The organism is Pseudomonas sp. UBA6753 (genome assembly GCF_002453565.1).
Classification (GTDB): Bacteria; Pseudomonadota; Gammaproteobacteria; order Pseudomonadales; family Pseudomonadaceae; genus Aquipseudomonas; species Aquipseudomonas putida_Z.
Window position 1 is genome coordinate 1 of sequence record NZ_DKHD01000002.1, and the last position, 16,221, is coordinate 16,221.

General features: G+C 62.6%; 15 protein-coding genes. 2 read left to right on the forward strand and 13 right to left on the reverse strand.

Translation table 11 applies throughout. The annotated features are described in order from the left end of the window. Positions 1-168: 168 nt before the first annotated feature. From msrQ to mrcB, 9 genes are all read right to left on the reverse strand, one after another. Positions 169-780 carry a protein-methionine-sulfoxide reductase heme-binding subunit MsrQ gene (gene msrQ / locus B2790_RS00240; RefSeq protein WP_075046405.1) on the reverse strand — a complete coding sequence of 204 codons (612 nt, stop codon included), beginning with the start codon at positions 778-780 and terminating at the stop codon, positions 169-171. Next, positions 780-1,793 carry a protein-methionine-sulfoxide reductase catalytic subunit MsrP gene (gene msrP, locus B2790_RS00245; protein WP_286918008.1) on the reverse strand — a complete coding sequence of 338 codons (1,014 nt, stop codon included), beginning with the start codon at positions 1,791-1,793 and terminating at the stop codon, positions 780-782. The genes msrQ and msrP overlap by 1 nt, the downstream gene beginning before the upstream one ends. Before the next feature lie 79 nt (positions 1,794-1,872). Next, positions 1,873-2,724 carry a CDP-diacylglycerol--serine O-phosphatidyltransferase gene (gene pssA, locus B2790_RS00250; RefSeq protein ID WP_003250045.1) on the reverse strand — a complete coding sequence of 284 codons (852 nt, stop codon included), beginning with the start codon at positions 2,722-2,724 and terminating at the stop codon, positions 1,873-1,875. A gap of 150 nt (positions 2,725-2,874) precedes the next feature. Continuing rightward, complete coding sequence (ilvC, locus tag B2790_RS00255; protein WP_013974255.1) at positions 2,875-3,891, reverse strand: ketol-acid reductoisomerase; 1,017 nt, start codon at positions 3,889-3,891, stop codon at positions 2,875-2,877. Positions 3,892-3,946: 55 nt separating this feature from the next. After that, positions 3,947-4,438, reverse strand: a complete 492-nt coding sequence (ilvN, locus tag B2790_RS00260; protein ID WP_003250040.1) for an acetolactate synthase small subunit — start codon at positions 4,436-4,438, stop codon at positions 3,947-3,949. 1 nt (position 4,439) lies between these two features. Continuing rightward, positions 4,440-6,164, reverse strand: a complete 1,725-nt coding sequence (locus B2790_RS00265) for an acetolactate synthase 3 large subunit (protein WP_015271834.1) — start codon at positions 6,162-6,164, stop codon at positions 4,440-4,442. A 408-nt stretch (positions 6,165-6,572) separates the two neighbouring features. Continuing rightward, complete coding sequence (locus B2790_RS00270) at positions 6,573-6,905, reverse strand: YqcC family protein (RefSeq protein WP_137162437.1); 333 nt, start codon at positions 6,903-6,905, stop codon at positions 6,573-6,575. After that, positions 6,905-7,708 carry a tetratricopeptide repeat protein gene (locus B2790_RS00275; RefSeq protein ID WP_075046409.1) on the reverse strand — a complete coding sequence of 268 codons (804 nt, stop codon included), beginning with the start codon at positions 7,706-7,708 and terminating at the stop codon, positions 6,905-6,907. The genes B2790_RS00270 and B2790_RS00275 overlap by 1 nt, the downstream gene beginning before the upstream one ends. Before the next feature lie 15 nt (positions 7,709-7,723). Continuing rightward, a complete protein-coding gene (mrcB, locus tag B2790_RS00280; RefSeq protein WP_085591736.1) occupies positions 7,724-10,045 on the reverse strand; it encodes a penicillin-binding protein 1B in 2,322 nt (773 codons plus the stop codon). Positions 10,046-10,161: 116 nt separating this feature from the next. Between mrcB and B2790_RS00285 the strand changes: the two genes are divergently transcribed. Together B2790_RS00285 and B2790_RS00290 are read left to right on the forward strand one after the other, a co-directional pair. Continuing rightward, entirely contained in the window at positions 10,162-11,724 is a 1,563-nt protein-coding gene (locus tag B2790_RS00285; RefSeq protein WP_286918009.1) for a bifunctional aminoglycoside phosphotransferase/ATP-binding protein, read from the forward strand. A 240-nt stretch (positions 11,725-11,964) separates the two neighbouring features. Further along, on the forward strand, positions 11,965-12,243 hold the full coding sequence (locus tag B2790_RS00290) for a TfoX/Sxy family protein (RefSeq protein ID WP_013974260.1): 279 nt from the start codon (positions 11,965-11,967) through the stop codon (positions 12,241-12,243). 179 nt (positions 12,244-12,422) lie between these two features. Here the strand turns inward: B2790_RS00290 and B2790_RS00295 are convergent, their stop codons facing one another. From B2790_RS00295 to B2790_RS00310, 4 genes are all read right to left on the reverse strand, one after another. Then, on the reverse strand, positions 12,423-13,304 hold the full coding sequence (locus B2790_RS00295; protein WP_286918010.1) for a ChaN family lipoprotein: 882 nt from the start codon (positions 13,302-13,304) through the stop codon (positions 12,423-12,425). Between the two features lie 203 nt (positions 13,305-13,507). Then, on the reverse strand, positions 13,508-14,275 hold the full coding sequence (locus B2790_RS00300; protein WP_286918011.1) for a heme ABC transporter ATP-binding protein: 768 nt from the start codon (positions 14,273-14,275) through the stop codon (positions 13,508-13,510). Next, positions 14,275-15,258 (reverse strand): FecCD family ABC transporter permease, encoded by a 984-nt coding sequence (locus B2790_RS00305; protein ID WP_286918123.1) that lies wholly within the window; start codon positions 15,256-15,258, stop codon positions 14,275-14,277. The genes B2790_RS00300 and B2790_RS00305 overlap by 1 nt, the downstream gene beginning before the upstream one ends. 50 nt (positions 15,259-15,308) lie before the next feature. Continuing rightward, entirely contained in the window at positions 15,309-16,193 is an 885-nt protein-coding gene (locus B2790_RS00310; protein ID WP_075046413.1) for a heme/hemin ABC transporter substrate-binding protein, read from the reverse strand. Positions 16,194-16,221: the final 28 nt, after the last annotated feature.

Here is a 16,221-nt window from a genome sequence, read left to right on the forward strand (position 1 = left end):
ATCTCAACCGCTGTCGATCATTTGATCGTAGCCCTTTCAACTTCGCTTCAACTATCTAACTCATTGAATCTCAAGGAGTTTGTCGTTCCGGCGCCGCTGGAAGTGGGGCGCATTATAAGGGGATTCGAAAGGGCGTCAACCTTTAATTTCAAGAAATTGAAATAATGCTCAAACCACCCTTCCCTGCCTCCGACCAACCCTGGGCAGCACCCGCGAAACCGCGGGAACCCGCAACACCATCAACACAGCCCCAATAAACGCATAGATCGCCCACTCCCGCAGATCCGAGCGCACGATCCACAAGAAATGCAGCAACCCCAACCCAAGTATCACGTACACCAACCGGTGCAGCTTCTTCCAACGCGCACCCAACCGCCGCTGGCTATACCGATTCGAGGTAACCGCCAGGGCCAGCAACCCAAGAAACCCAAGCGCACCCACAATAATGTAAGGCCGCTTGCGCAACTCAACCGTCAGCTGCCCCCAGTCCAGCCCAAGGATAAAGAACAGGTAAGCCAGGATGTGCAGCACGATATAGGCAAACACCCACAACCCCAGTTGCCGGCGCACCACGATCCAGCCCGACCATCCCGTCAGCTTCTGTAGCGGCGTCATGCCCAAGGTAACCAGCAGGAAGGTCAGCGCCCCGAGCCCAAGCCGGTCCATCATGATCTTGCCAGGGTCAGGCCCTAGCAGATTCATCGCCGCCTCATACAACCACCAGACCGGGAACAGGCACCCCACGATGAAGATGGCCAGACGAAACCAAGGGTAACGCATCAATAGTTCTTCCGCAGATCGAGCCCGGTATACAGCGACGCCACTTCATCGGCATAGCCATTGAACATCTGGGTTTCCCGCACATTGGGACTGAACAGACCGCTGGGCAGCCGCCGTTCACGCGCCTGGCTCCAACGAGGGTGGTCGACCGTCGGGTTCACATTGGCATAGAAACCATATTCATCCGGCGCCAGCCCTTCCCAGGTGGTGCCCGGTTGCTCGGCCACCAGGCTGATACGCACGATCGACTTGATGCTCTTGAAGCCATACTTCCACGGCACCACCAGCCGCAACGGCGCGCCATTCTGGTTGGGCAGCTCCCGGCCGTACATGCCGACCGCCAGGATCGCCAAAGGATGCATCGCCTCATCCAGACGCAAGCCTTCTCTATAAGGCCAGTCGATCAAGGCGAACCCCGAACGCTGCCCCGGCATGTGCTCCGGGTCTTTCAGGGTTTCGAAGCGCACATAGCGCGCCTTGGACGTCGGCTCGACCTGCTTGAGCACCTGCGCCAACGGGAAGCCCAGCCACGGAATGACCATCGACCACGCCTCCACGCAACGCAGCCGGTAGATGCGCTCCTCAAGCTGGTACGGTTTGACGAAGTCTTCCAGTGCATAGCGCCCGGGCTTACCCACTTCGCCATCGACCACAACGCTCCACGGTTCGGTTTTCAGGCTGTCGCCATTGGCCGCCGGGTCGCCCTTGTCGGGCCCGAACTCGTAGAAGTTGTTGTAGTGGGTGGCATCCTTGAACGGCGTGATTGCCTCACCCTTTACCGTTACTGCCTGCCATCGAGTGGCCGCGAGCTTTTCACTGAACCAGCCAGGCGCCCTGCCCGCCTCGACATCGGCGTAACGGCTGGCTTCAGTTGCGCGCGCCATGCTCGGCAAGGCACCCAAGGCCAGGCCGGCCAACGAGCCACCCAGCAGGGTACGACGGGAGAGGTAGATGCCTTCGGGGGTGATCTCCGACGCCTTGCACTCGGAAGACCTAGGAAGCTTGATGAGCATGAGCGGCTCCACAGCACTGGATAACGGATGTACCAGTAAGACTATGGAGCCGGCGGGTTATTCCTGCATTAAATGATTGTCACGCTTTACGACGGCGTGCCTTGAGCAGGAACTGGATCGGCCCCGAAGCCGCATAGGCGAGGAAGATCAGCAGCAAGATACGCGGCGGGTCGCTGAACACCACGGCAAACACCAGCACCACGGCCAGGATAGCCACGAACGGTACACGGCCCTTGAGGTCCAGCTCCTTGAAGCTGTTGTACTTGATGTTGCTGACCATCAGCATGCCGGCAGCAGCCACCAGCAGCGCCACCAGGAACGACAGCTTGGAGCCCTGGATGCCGTAGTCGCTGAACGCCCACACGGTACCCGCGACCACGCCCGCGGCAGCCGGGCTGGCCAGGCCGATGAAGTAGCGCTTGTCGGCGGTGCCGACCTGGGTATTGAAGCGAGCCAGGCGCAGTGCTGCACCGGCCACATAGATGAAGGCGACCATCCAGCCGACCTTGCCCATGTCGCCCAGCGCCCAGCCAAAGGCCAGCAAGGCCGGAGCCACACCGAAGGCGACCATGTCCGACAGCGAGTCGTACTCGGCACCAAAGGCGCTCTGGGTGTTGGTCATGCGCGCGACACGGCCATCGAGGCCGTCGAGCACCATGGCCACGAAGATGGCGATGGCAGCGAAGGCAAAGTACTTGCTCGCCTCGCGCGGGTCACCGGCGCTCAGGGCGCTCTGCGCGCTCATCGAGCTGATGATGGAATAGAAACCGGCAAACAGGTTGGCGGTGGTAAACAGGTTGGGCAGCAGGTAGATGCCACGATGGCGCACCTTGCGCCCTTCGGCGTCATGCCCTTCTTCAACGTGCTCATCGACAGGTAGCAGGCTTTCGGCGTCGGAGGGCTTGTTCGGCTCTTCGGGACGTTCGCTCATGGAGGGTACCTTGCAACAGGATGGAAAATGTTCGACACGGGCCTGCAAAACAGGTTCTGACGGCAGGCCACTGGTCTGCTTTATACCAGAAGCTGACTGTCAGAACGAAAAAACGCGGCCGAAGCCGCGTTTTTCATCTTTCGATAAGACTTAGTTCTTGGTCTTGTCGACGATTTTGTTAGCCGAGATCCACGGCATCATCGAGCGCAGTTGCTCGCCGATGATTTCGATGCCGTGAGCGGCGTTGTTGCGGCGCTTGGCGGTCATCGATGGGTAGTTGGTAGCACCTTCGGAGATGAACATCTTCGCGTACTCGCCGTCCTGGATGCGCTTCAGGGCGTTGCGCATGGCCTTGCGGGATTCTTCGTTGATGACTTCCGGACCGGTTACGTACTCACCGTACTCGGCGTTGTTGGAGATCGAGTAGTTCATGTTGGCGATGCCGCCTTCGTACATGAGGTCAACGATCAGCTTCAGTTCGTGCAGGCACTCGAAGTAGGCCATTTCCGGCGCGTAGCCAGCTTCGACCAGGGTTTCGAAACCGGCCTTGACCAGCTCTACGGTACCGCCGCACAGAACAGCCTGCTCACCGAACAGGTCGGTTTCGGTCTCGTCCTTGAAGGTGGTTTCGATGATGCCGGTACGGCCGCCGCCTACGCCCGAAGCGTACGACAGGGCAACATTCTTGGCGTTGCCGGAGGCGTCCTGGTAGATGGCGATCAGGTCAGGGATACCGCCGCCCTTGACGAACTCGGAGCGAACGGTGTGGCCCGGGGCCTTCGGCGCGATCATGATCACGTCGAGGTCGGCACGTGGAACAACCTGGTTGTAGTGGATCGAGAAGCCATGGGAGAAGGCCAGGGTAGCGCCCTTCTTGATGTTCGGCTCGATTTCCTGCTTGTACAGTTGGCCCTGGAACTCGTCCGGGGTCAGGATCATGACCAAGTCGGCAGCAGCGACGGCAGAGGCAACGTCGGTCACTTTCAGGCCATGGGCTTCTGCCTTGGCAACGGTGGCCGAACCTTTACGCAGACCGATGGTGACATCTACACCGGAGTCCTTCAGGTTGCACGCCTGAGCGTGGCCCTGGGAACCGTAACCGATGATGGCGACTTTCTTACCCTGGATGATGGAAAGGTCGCAGTCTTTATCGTAGAAAACTTTCATGAAAATACCCCTGGTTATATCTCGGCCCCTGCGGAGCCATCGCTAATTTTTGAATTTAGATGCTGAGCACTTTGTCGCCACGGGCAATGCCGGTAACGCCGCTGCGCACGGTTTCGAGAATCGATGCAGTGCCGATCGCCTGGATGAAGCTGTCCAGTTTGTCGCTGGTGCCGCTCAGCTGCACGGTGTACACGCTGGCAGTCACATCGACGATCTGGCCACGGAAGATATCCGTGGTGCGCTTGATCTCGGCGCGCTGGGCACCGGTGGCCTTGACCTTGACCAGCATCAGTTCACGCTCGATGTGTGCGCTTTCCGACAGGTCGACGAGCTTGACCACTTCGACCAGCTTGTTCAGGTTCTTGGTGATCTGTTCGATCACTTCGTCATGGCCAACGGTGGTCAGCGTCAGACGCGACAGGGTCGGGTCTTCGGTCGGCGCCACGGTCAGGCTTTCAATGTTGTAGTTGCGCTGGGAGAACAGGCCGACCACGCGGGACAACGCACCTGGTTCGTTTTCCAGCAGCAGGGAAATGATATGCCGCATATCAGGTACGCTCCGTCTTGCTCAGCCACATGTCACGCATCGAGCCATCCTTGATCTGCATCGGATAGACGTGCTCACTGCGGTCAACCGCGATGTCGATGAACACCAGGCGGTCCTTCATCGCAAACGCTTCTTCCAGCTTCGGCTTGAGGTCCTTCAGGCTGGTGATGCGGATACCCACATGGCCATAGGCCTCGGCCAGCTTGATGAAGTCAGGCAGCGACTCGACGTACGAGTGCGAGTGACGACCGTTGTAGGCCATGTCCTGCCACTGGCGGACCATGCCCAACACACCGTTGTTCAGGTTGACGATCTTCACCGGCAGGCCGTACTGCATGCAGGTGGACAGCTCCTGGATGTTCATCTGGATGCTGCCTTCGCCGGTCACGCAGGCCACGTCCTGGTCCGGGAAGTTGAGCTTGACGCCCATCGCCGCCGGGAAGCCGAAGCCCATGGTGCCCAGGCCACCGGAGTTGATCCAGCGGTTCGGCTTGTTGAAGCGGTAGTACTGCGCCGCGAACATCTGGTGCTGGCCCACGTCGGAGGTGACGAAGGCATCGCCATTGGTCACTTCGCACAGGGTCTCGATGACTTTCTGCGGCTTGATGACATTGCCGTCACCCTTGTCGTAAGGGAACAGCTCGCCATTGCCACGCCATTCGTCGATCTGCTTCCACCAGGCATCCAGCGCCGCCTTGTCAGGCTGCTCGCCGATTTCCTTGAGGATGCCGAGCATTTCGCTGAGCACGCTGTCGACCGGGCCGACGATCGGCACGTCGGCCTTGATCATCTTGGAGATCGACGCCGGGTCGATATCGATATGGATGATCTTGGCGTTCGGGCAGAACTTGGCCGGGCCGTTGACCACGCGGTCGTCAAAACGGGCACCGACGGCGAAGATGACGTCGGCATGGTGCATGGCCATGTTGGCAGTGAAGCTGCCGTGCATGCCGAGCATGCCGAGGAACTGGCGGTCGGTACCCGGGAAGCCACCCAGACCCATCAGGGTATTGGTGACCGGCAGGTTCAGCGACTTGGCGATTTCGGTCAGGGCTTCGGAGCCACCACCGAGGATCACGCCGCCACCGGAGTAGACGATCGGGCGCTTGGCCGCCAGCAGCATCTCGGCAGCCTTGCGGATCTGGCCGGAGTGGCCGCGTACCGCCGGGCTGTAGGAGCGCAGCTTGACCTTTTTCGGGTAGACGTATTCGAACTTCTCGGCCGGGTTGGTCATATCTTTTGGAATGTCGACCACGACCGGACCTGGGCGACCGGATTGCGCCAGGTAGAATGCTTTTTTCAGAACTTCGGGGATTTCGCTGGCATGTTTGATCATGAAGCTGTGCTTCACGATCGGCCGCGAAATACCGATCATGTCGGTTTCCTGGAAGGCATCGGTACCCACCATGGTGCTAGGCACCTGGCCGGACAGGATGACCATCGGAATCGAGTCCATGTAGGCGGTGGCAATACCGGTAATGGCATTGGTCGCGCCCGGGCCGGAGGTTACCAGCACCACGCCGGCCTTGCCGGTGGCGCGGGCGTAACCGTCCGCCATATGGGTAGCTGCCTGCTCATGACGAACCAGGATGTGCTCGACTTCCGGTTCCTTGAACAGCGCGTCGTAAACATGCAGGAGAGCACCACCAGGGTACCCGTAGATGTGCTTAACGCCTTCGTCACGCAAGAAGCGGACGACCATCTCAGCGCCAGATAAAAGCTCCACGTTGTTCACCTCTAAAACGCCAGAATACCGCCCTCACTGGACGGGTCTTAATAGGTTTACTGCCAAGCAGAGCATGAGCGAACGTCAGCACTGACTGAGCAAGTATTGGGAGCGCCCCAGAGTGTTGCGGGGTTTTCCCACCCAGCGCGAGGTAACGCGTTGCGGGGTGTAACAGGTCGGCGCGGGTGTGCGCCTCATGATCTGCTTAGCGGGTCTGCTTCTGGCAGTCCCTCTACAGCGGAGATTGGATTCTTCTGATTCGGCGCCAACAAGTCAAGAAAAATTATTGCCAATTTTTCCCCAAGATGAATTCCTGCCACCACTAAAAATCGCTTCAGCAGCAGAATAAATAAGATTTCCACAAAAAAGGGCCACAATCTGCGGCCCTTGAAGGAAAAACTGAAGAAATCAGGCGGAAGGAGCAATCAATTGGTCAAATGCTGCCAACAGGCGGCGTAGCTCACGACTTTGCTCTGGCCGGTCGGTAAACACGGTTTCGGCCATGACCAGGATGCCGGAGGCGTTGGGCAACGGGTGGCCCAGCTCGACTATGATCTTCATGCGCGGCAGGAAGATCCATTGCAGCCACTGCTCGAAACTGAGGGTATCGACAGCGAAAGGCACCGTACTGGCCAGTGCCTCGTCGCTTGGCGGCTCGTCATCCCACCAGCCTTGCACCTGCAGCTCACGCTCGATCAGCAGCAGGTGGTCGGCAATATCCAGAATGCGCTGTTCAATCATCACGAATTGACCCGTGCCTTCTGCCGGGCCAGTGCGGCGCCGGCGTTATCACCCTGCTTCTCGCGGGCCTGGGCGATGGTGTTCCACAGCTCGGCCTGCAGGCTCGGGCGGCCATTGGCGTAAGTCAGGGCACGACGCGCCAGCTGCTCGGCCTGCGGCGCATCACCTTGCGACAGGCGCACCTGGGCCAGGCGGTACAGCACCTGCGGCTCGCGCGGTGCAATGCGCTGGGCACGCTCCAGGCTCGAGGCAGCACCGTTGAAGTCGCCACTGCCCTGCTGGGTCTTCGCGGTGGTCAGCAGCGCCAGCACCGGGCCGTCCAGCTGCTCGTCGGCCGACAGGCCACCTGCTGCGGCACTGCTACGCGGGATACCGGTTGGCGCGCTGGTGGTTTGCGGGGCACTATTCATCGCCGCGATGTCGAAGGGTTCGTCGGCGATCGGGTTGGGGTTGGTAGTCATCGGTGCCGAAGTGACCGGCCCTGTGGTAATCGGGCCCGGGGTGATCGGCGAGGTGCTGATCGGCGCCGCGCCATTGGCCGCCGGGAACGTCTGGATGCCCGAAGCGCCAGCGCCCTGCGGGATCATCACGGTGACGCCGGAGTCTTCAGGCAGTGTTTGCGCCTGCGCGGTGCCCGCGTTATAGCCACCCGCAGAGCGGTTGGCCGTCACGCGTTCGCTGTTGGACACGCGGGTGCTCGAGTCGACCACCGGAATATTGCCGCGCGGGACGCTGGCGCACCCCTGGAGCACAGCCAGCGCCGTCACGGCAGGAAACAGCCACTTGTTCACGTCACACCTCATCAATGCAGCCTGTGCTTAATTCATCCAGCCCTTGACCCAGTCCATGACCGACTCAACTGGATCCTGCTCGCCGCCACAGGTCGCGCCGGCGGGCGGTTCACTGCCGCGAATATACGGCATCTGCACCGCTCCCGGACAGCTGCCATCAGACCCATGGCCACTGTACGGGTCGATCCAGGCCTGCACCACGTTGTCCGGTTGCGGCATGTCCAGCGGCAGCGGGTCGGCCTTCTTCATGAAGCTGGTCCACACCTGCAGGGCACCTGTGGCACCGGTAAATGGCGTCTTGCCGTTATCGTCACGGCCCATCCATACCACGGCCAGCAGGTCCTGGCTGAAACCGGAGAACCAGCTGTCGCGCGAATCGTTACTGGTACCGGTCTTGCCCGCCAGGGTGAGATTACGCGGCAAAGTGTTGTACACCGAGCGGCCGGTGCCTTCGCGCATCACCCGCTGCATGGCGTTCTGCACCAGGTAGATGGCCCCCGGGTCGAAGGTTTGCTGGATCTGGAACGGGTAGCGCTTGAGCGGCTCGCCCTCGGCGGTGAGCACGCTGCGAATACCGCGCATCGGGGTGTTGAAGCCGCCGTTGGCGATGGTCTGGTACATGGTCGCGACCTGCATCGGTGACATGCCGCCGGCACCCAGCAGCATGGCCGGGAAGGCTGGCCAGTCGACATTCACACCCAGCCTGCCAATGGTCTTGATCACGTTGGGCACGCCCACATCCAGGCCGATCTTGGCAGTCGACAGGTTGTAGGAGTTGGCCAGCCCCTGGTACAGGTAGATGGTGCCATGCGGGCGGCGGTCGTAGTTTTGCGGGCGCCAGACCTGGCCGTCGGCACCTTTGACCGAGAACGGCTCGTCCTGCACCAGGCTGGTCAGGGTGTACCTGGTCGGTTGCTCCAGCGCGGTCAGGTAGACCGCCGGCTTGACCAGCGAGCCGATCGGCCGCACGGCATCGATGGCGCGGTTGAAGCCGGCGAAACCGGCCTGGCGGCTGCCGATCAGCGCCTGCACTTCACCGGTTTCCGGGTTGGTCACGACCATCGCCGACTCCACCTCGTCCGCCCCCTTGCGGCCCGCCAGGCGCTTGAAGGTCTCGCTCATCGAGGTTTCGGCCTTCATCTGCAGGATCGGGTCGAAGCTGGTGAAGATGCGCAGGCCTTCTTCGGTCAAGTCTTCATCGCGGTAGTCCTGGCGCAACTGGCGCTTGACCAGGTCGAGGAACGCCGGGAACGAGCTGTCGGCCAGGCTGCCACGCTTGGTCACGCCCAGCGGCATCTTCTTCGCTGCATCGACTTCTGCCTGGCTGGCCACGCCCTGCTCGGCCACCAGGTCGAGTACCAGGTTGCGGCGGGCCAGGGCGCGGTCCGGATAGCGACGCGGGTTGTAGTAGGACGGCCCCTTGACCATGCCCACCAGCAAGGCGATCTGGTGCAGTTTCAGCTCCGATAGCGGTTGGCTGAAGAAGAACTGACTGGCGAGGCCGAAGCCGTGCACAGCACGCTGGCCATCCTGGCCGACGAACACCTCGTTGAGGTAGGCCTCGAGGATCTCGCGCTTGTCGTAGTGCAGCTCCAGCAGTACGGCCATCATCGCCTCGGTCAGCTTGCGGCTGAGGCTGCGCTCGCTGGTGAGGTAGAAATTCTTCACCAGCTGCTGGGTCAGGGTACTGCCACCCTGGCGCATGGAACCTGCCGAGGTGTTGACCCACATGGCCCGGGCGATGGACTTGGGCGACACCCCGAAGTGGCTGTAGAAATCGCGGTCTTCCGTCGCCACCAGGGTTTCGAGCAGGTACGGCGGTACCTGGTCGATCTTGATCAGGATGCGGTCTTCGAGGTTTTTCGGGTAGATGCCGCCGATCATCAGCGGCTCCAGGCGCACTACGTCGAGCGTCTTGCCGTTGGCGCCGGAAAGGCCCGCCACGTAATCGCCGGAGAAGCGCACACGCACGAACTGCGCCGGCTCCATGCCCTCGTAGAACTGGAAGCCACGGGTATTGAGCTCGACGGTGTTGCCGTTGACTGCCGCCGCGCCCGGGCCGTTGGCCGCGCTTTCACGCCGGTAGCCGAGCGCGTCCAGCTCGGTGAGGAAGTCGTTCTTGCTCAGCTTCTGGCCGGAGAACAGCTCCAGCGGCCGGGCATACACCTTGGCCGGGATGGTCCAGCGCTTGCCGGAAAACTTTTCCTGGACGACGGCATCGAGGTAAACCGCGAAGCCGGCAACGATCACCAGGCCGACCAGGCTGAGCTTCAAAGCCCAGCCCAGCCAGGCACGGGAGCGGCCGGTCGGGCGTTTCTGAGGGGTACGGGGATTTCGGGTTCGGGTCATGGCGGCGGATTATACGCACTTTATAAAGGCTGGGCAGACGCCCCCGGCGGTAGGCAGGGACGGCACCATTGACCATAATGGCGCATTCGAATTCCCTGCCCCCGGAAGGATTTCCCGTGAGCCAAGCCCTTATCACTGCGTTGCAGAACCCCGCCCTGTACCCTCACCCCGTGGATGGGTTCCAGCTCATCGAGACGCATATCTCCTGGGTCCTGCTCACTGGCGAGTATGCCTACAAGATCAAGAAGCCGATGAATTTCGGCTTCCTCGACTTCACCGGCCTGGACCAGCGCCAGCATTTCTGTAACGAAGAATTGCGCCTGAACCAGCGCCTGACCGACGGCCTGTACCTGGAAGTGTTGCCGATCACCGGTAGCGTCGACGCGCCGCAGATCGGTGGTGAAGGCGAAGCCATCGAGTACGTGCTGAAGATGCGCCAGTTCCCCCAGGGGCAGATGCTCAATACCCTGCAGGCCAATGGCGAGCTGAACGCCGCGCACATCGACCAGATGGCCCGGCAGATCGCCGAGTTCCACCTGCAGGCCCCACGCGTTCCGGTGGAGCACCCGCTCGGCACGCCGGACAGCGTGATGGCGCCGGTGGAACAGAACTTCGAGCAGATTCGCCCGTTCCTCAGCGACAAGGCCGACCTGCAGCAACTCGACGCCCTGCAGGCCTGGGCACGCAGCAGCTTCGAGCGCCTGCATGGCCTGCTGGAAAAGCGCAAGGCCAATGGTTTCATCCGTGAATGCCACGGTGACATCCACCTGGGCAACGCCACCCTGATCGACGGCAAGGTGGTGATCTTCGACTGCATCGAGTTCAACGAACCGTTCCGTCTGACCGACGTGTATGCCGACACCGGCTTCCTGGCCATGGACCTGGAAGACCGCGGCCTGAAATGCCTGGCCCGCCGCTTCATCAGCCAGTACCTGGAATTGACCGGCGACTACGAAGGCCTGGAACTGCTCAACTTCTACAAAGCCTACCGCGCGCTGGTGCGGGCCAAGGTTGCACTGTTCAGCATGCCAGCCGATGCCGATGGCGTGCAGCGCGCCACCACCCTGCGCACCTACCGCAACTATGCCAACCTGGCAGAAAGCTACAGCGCCATCCCGTCGCGCCTGCTGGCCATTACCCACGGTGTTTCGGCAGTGGGCAAAAGCCACGTGGCCATGCGCATGGTCGAGGCCCTGGGTGCGGTCCGCGTGCGTTCGGATGTGGAGCGCAAACGCCTGTTCGGCGAACAGCAGCAGGCTGACGCTGGCCAGCTGAGTACCGGCATCTATGACCAGGACGCCAATGTCGCGACCTACCAGCGCCTGCACGAGGTGGCGGCGACCGTGCTGCGAGCCGGCTTCCCGGTAGTGCTGGATGCCACCTACCTCAAGCGTGATCAGCGCCAGGCCGCAGCGGACATCGCCAGCGAGACGGGCGTGCCGTTCCTGATCCTCGACTGCCATGCGCCGGATGCGGTCATCGCCAGCTGGCTGGAGCAGCGCCGGGCAGAAAACACCGACCCGTCAGATGCCACCCTGGAAGTTGTCAAGGCCCAGCAGGCCAGCCGTGAGCCGCTGAGTGCACAAGAGCAGGTGCAAAGCACCCGCGTCGATACCCAGAGTGCCGGGAGCATGGACCAGGTGATCGAGCAGATTCGCCAGCGCTTGCCTGGGCTGTAAGGTCAGCGATTTCCTGGGCCGGCCTATTCGCGGGTGAACCCGCTCCCACAGGTACTGCGTCAGTCGTGAGGCTTGCAGATAACCTTGTGGGAGCGGGTTTACCCGCGAAGAGGCCGGCACAGGACATCTCGTCGTCCCCTATGGCAAAAGGCCGCGCATTTCCCATCCCCCGCTACACTCCTCTCTGACCTGCTCGCGATTTATCCCCCAATCCCCGTTCAGCCATCGCAAGGAGGCTCGATGAACGATGAATTGCAGCATCTGAAGAACCTTGGCAAGACCTCTGCGCAGTGGCTGCATGCAGCCGGCATCCACAGTGCATCGGATCTGCGCCGCCTGGGCGCGGTGGGTGCGTACCAGGCCGTGAAGACACGGGGGTTCCGCGCATCGAAGGTGCTGTTGTATGCCATTGAAGGCGCCCTGCTGGACATGCACTGGAACGATTTGCCGCTGGAGCGTAAAGAAGCGCTCAACCAACAACTGGATGCGAAAAGCCCTGCGCAAAAAAATCAGAAATAATTTCGGGAAGGGGATTGACGACGAAATGAGAATCGTTATGATTATCACAACTGGTCGCGAGACTGGTTGGATAAGCTAAGAGCCCCTGGTTCGGACTCTCAGATTATCTCCTCATCAGGCTAATCACGGTTATTGACCCGGCAATTTGCCGGGTCTTTTTTTGCCTCTTTGCAGCCCTATCACCGCAGTTGCGCGCAATAGTCCTGCTCCGGCATCGCTGCCGTGTACCACACAAAATCAGCCTCGCCTGCCTCGACCTGCTCACCGACCTCTGCCAACAGCAGCACCTTGCTCTCCCCCTGCGCTTGCAGGTCAGCCAGGTGCAACGGTACACCCAGGTCCTTGCGCACGTGATAAGCCCCGGCCAGCAGCAGTGCCGGCTGCGGCGCCGCCAGCAAGCGCTCGGCCATGCGCCGGTCGCGCTGCTGCTGCACGGCCAGCATCGCCGGCAACTGGCTTTCTGGCAGCATCCCGCAATGCCCGGCACGCACATGCTCCAGCAAGGCGGCCTTGACCGTCGGCGCATTGGACCTTTCGCCCGGTAACGAAGCTGGCTGTCGATAGGCCTGGCGCATCTCGCCGGGCGAGAGGTTGGCGGCCAGCACAGGCACCCGCTGCTGCAAAGCCTCAGTCACGATTGGCCCGTACAGCTGCCAATCCCAGCCGTCCTGCCATGCCAGGGCCTTGGACAGGTCTGCCGGCAAAGGTTGCCCCGCAAGCTTGTCCAGCAGCGGTTGCTGCTCGGGCTGCAGCATTTCCAGCAGCAGGCTGCCCTGCACACGTTGGCCTTGCAGGGCGCGCAGCAGCCACAGCTGCAGTGCGTGATGGTCGGGGTTGTCGTGCTTCTCGCCGACCAGCACCCGGGGGGCGGCAGACAGGCGCTGCACCAGTTGCTCAGGGCTGATCAGCTGGCCATCGGCGAGATCGACGATATGCCCCAGCTCGGCATGGCTGCGCCCCTCACTGCTCTGCCAGGCGGGCAGCGGTGGCAGGCTGGCCTGGCAGCCACCCAGTACCAGCACCAGGCACAGCGAGAAAGCGGACAGCAGCGGATGTCGCATGGGCAGCACCTCCATGTCATTCAACAATGTATAGGCCTGCACCGGCTCTTGTGGGAGCGGCCTTGTGTCGCGAAAGGGCTGCGGAGCAGCCCCAGCAATTTGTGCATCACCTGCTGAAAATCCGGGGCCGCTTTGCGGCCCTTTCGCGACACAAGGCCGCTCCCACGAAAATCGTGCACGCCTCGGCGTCTTGAATCCCCACATCAACGGGTGATGATCAGCGGATGCCCACGCTCCGGGTGCGCCTGTACCAGTACATCGATCCCGTATACCGCCTTCAACGCCGCCGGCGTCAGCACTGCTTCGGGTGCGGCAAAGGCATGGCAGCGCCCCTGTTCCAGCAGCAGGATACGGTCACAGTAGCGCGCCGCCAGGTTCAGGTCATGCAGGATCACCAGCACCGCGGCGCCACGGTCGGCAAAGCGGCGCACGGCTTCCAGGGTGGTGTGCTGGTGCAACGGGTCAAGCATCGAGGTTGGCTCGTCGAGCAGCAGCGTGCTACCCGCCTCGCCCGGCCACAGCTGCGCCAGTACCCGCGCCAGGTGCACCCGTTGCCGCTCGCCGCCAGACAACGCCAGGTAACTGCGCTCCACCAGGTGCCAAGCATCCGCCGCCCGCAAGGCCGCTTCGACGATTTCCGCATCGCGCCGCTGCCCGGTGCCATGGGGCATGCGCCCCATGCCCACCACTTCCTCGACCCGGAACGAGAACCCTAGGCTGGACACCTGCGGCAACACCGCCAGGCGCCTGGCCCGTTCCTGCCCGGCCCAGTTGGCCAGCGGCCTGTCCTGTAGCGTCACCCATCCGCGATCGGGCGCCAGCTCACCACACAGTACACCCAGCAGGCTGCTCTTGCCGGCACCGTTGGGGCCGAGCACGCCCACCACCTGCCCCGGGCTCAGCTGCAAATGAATGTCATGCAGCACTTCGTTGCTGCCCCGCCGCAAGTACAGGCCCTCGGCTTGCAACATCAGCTGCGCCCTCGTATCAGCAGGAACAGGAAAAACGGTGCACCGATAAAGGCCGTGACGATGCCGATCGGCAGCTCGGCAGGCGCCAGCAGCAGCCGCGCCGCCAAATCGGCGAACAGCATCAGCACACCGCCCGCCAACAAGGAAGCTGGCAGCACCACACGGTGATCAGGCCCGGCCAGCAAGCGCACCAGGTGCGGTACCACCAGGCCGATGAAACCGATCAACCCGGCAGCCGCCACCGCCGCACCCACGCCCAGCGCCGTGCAGAACACCAGCTCGCGCTTGAGCCGCTCCACATCGATGCCCAGGTGGCGCGCCTCCGACTCACCCAGCAGCATGGCATTCAACGCCTTGGCCCGGCGTGGCAGCCACACTGCCACGCCAGCAGCCACCAGCAGCAACGGCCACAGCCGCTGGTAACTGGCACCATTGAGGCTGCCCAGGTTCCAGAACGTCAGCGTGCGCAGCGTGGCGTCGTCGGCCAGGTAGGAGAACAACCCCACGGCAGCACCACCCAGCGCGGTCATGGCCACACCGGCCAGCAGCATCGTGGCGACGTTGGTCTGGCCATTGCGCCGCCCCAGACGATAGACCAGCGCAGTCACGCCCAGCCCGCCGATGAAAGCACACAGCGACAACAGGTAAGGGGCAAGCACATCCGGCATGCCGCCCAGCCAACTGCCGCCAACGATGGCCACCGCCGCGCCCACCGCCGCCCCGGCGGCAACCCCTACCAGCCCGGGGTCGGCCAGTGGGTTACGGAACAGCCCCTGCATGGCCACACCGGACAACGCCAGCACCGCGCCCACCGCCAACCCCAGCAAGGTGCGTGGCAGGCGGATCTGGCCGAGGATCATCTCGGCCTGCTGCAGGCCATCAGCGGCAACGGGCAGCCCCAGCAGGCGCAGGCCGGCACGCAGGGTATCGAACAGCGGCAGGCTGACCGGCCCCAGGGCCAAAGACAACCACACCGCCAGCAGGCACAACAGGCTCAGGCAAACGAACAGCGTGCGTGGCTGGACACGTTGCTTCATTGGGCGAGGCTGGCCTTGGCAGCCGGGTAGAAGGTGGCCGCAAGCAACTGCAGTGTTGCCGGCAGGCGTGGCCCGAGCCCGCCGACCAACAGCGTCGGGTCAAGCGATACCAGGCGCTTCTCGCGCACGGCGCGCGAGGCCGCCAGCGCGGGGTTTTCTTTCAGCAACGCCTGCAAGGCCTGCTCATCGGCCAGCGCCCGGTCGGAAAACACGATCACATCCGGGTCCAGCGCCGCCAGTGCTTCGCTGGAGAAATTCTTGTAGCCCTGATGTTCTGCCAGGTTGCGCCCGCCTGCCTGGCTCAGCAGCCAGTCACCGGCAGTACCCTGCCCGGCGATCAGCGGCTTGGCCCCGGCATGCCCGACCAGCAGTAACACCCCTGGCGCCTTCTGCTCCGCCCGGGCCTGCCTGACCTTGGCCTGCAAGGCATCGAGCTGCTGGTGGTAGCCCGATGCCAGGACCGCGGCCTGCTGTTCTGCGCCCAGCAACTGCCCCAGGTGCTTGAGGTTTTCATCCACCGCCGCCAGTTCGGCCTTGCTGGAGAACAGTTCGACCCGCACGCCAGCCTTGCGGATTTGCGCCAATACCGGTGGCGGCCCCATTTCCTCGGTGCCCACCAGCACATCCGGGCGCAGGCTGAGAATGCCTTCCGCAGACAGCTGCCGCTGGTAGCCGACACTGGGCAGTGACTTCAGCGATGGCGGATGCTGGCTGGTGGTGTCCACACCCACCAACCGCGCTTCACCACCCAGCGCGCTGATCCATTCGCTCAGTGCCCCACCAGCGCTGACCCAACGCTGCGGCAGCTCGGCCGCCGGGGCCTGGGTGGAGAGCACAAGGCTCGCGCACAGGGCGAGCAAGGCGACGGGACGGCGCATCATCGGGTTCCTTCTGCAGGCGGGCCGCGCG

Excerpts from the sequence above, each read along its gene's own strand:
- msrQ (WP_075046405.1), bottom strand. The coding sequence starts at position 780 with ATGCGTTACCCTTGGTTTCGTCTGGCCATCTTCATCGTGGGGTGCCTG.
- msrP (WP_286918008.1), bottom strand. The coding sequence starts at position 1,793 with ATGCTCATCAAGCTTCCTAGGTCTTCCGAGTGCAAGGCGTCGGAGATC.
- pssA (WP_003250045.1), bottom strand. The coding sequence starts at position 2,724 with ATGAGCGAACGTCCCGAAGAGCCGAACAAGCCCTCCGACGCCGAAAGC.
- ilvC (WP_013974255.1), bottom strand. The coding sequence starts at position 3,891 with ATGAAAGTTTTCTACGATAAAGACTGCGACCTTTCCATCATCCAGGGT.
- ilvN (WP_003250040.1), bottom strand. The coding sequence starts at position 4,438 with ATGCGGCATATCATTTCCCTGCTGCTGGAAAACGAACCAGGTGCGTTG.
- B2790_RS00270 (WP_137162437.1), bottom strand. The coding sequence starts at position 6,905 with ATGATTGAACAGCGCATTCTGGATATTGCCGACCACCTGCTGCTGATC.
- B2790_RS00275 (WP_075046409.1), bottom strand. The coding sequence starts at position 7,708 with ATGAGGTGTGACGTGAACAAGTGGCTGTTTCCTGCCGTGACGGCGCTG.
- mrcB (WP_085591736.1), bottom strand. The coding sequence starts at position 10,045 with ATGACCCGAACCCGAAATCCCCGTACCCCTCAGAAACGCCCGACCGGC.
- B2790_RS00290 (WP_013974260.1), top strand. The coding sequence starts at position 11,965 with ATGAACGATGAATTGCAGCATCTGAAGAACCTTGGCAAGACCTCTGCG.
- B2790_RS00295 (WP_286918010.1), bottom strand. The coding sequence starts at position 13,304 with ATGCGACATCCGCTGCTGTCCGCTTTCTCGCTGTGCCTGGTGCTGGTA.
- B2790_RS00300 (WP_286918011.1), bottom strand. The coding sequence starts at position 14,275 with ATGTTGCAAGCCGAGGGCCTGTACTTGCGGCGGGGCAGCAACGAAGTG.
- B2790_RS00310 (WP_075046413.1), bottom strand. The coding sequence starts at position 16,193 with ATGATGCGCCGTCCCGTCGCCTTGCTCGCCCTGTGCGCGAGCCTTGTG.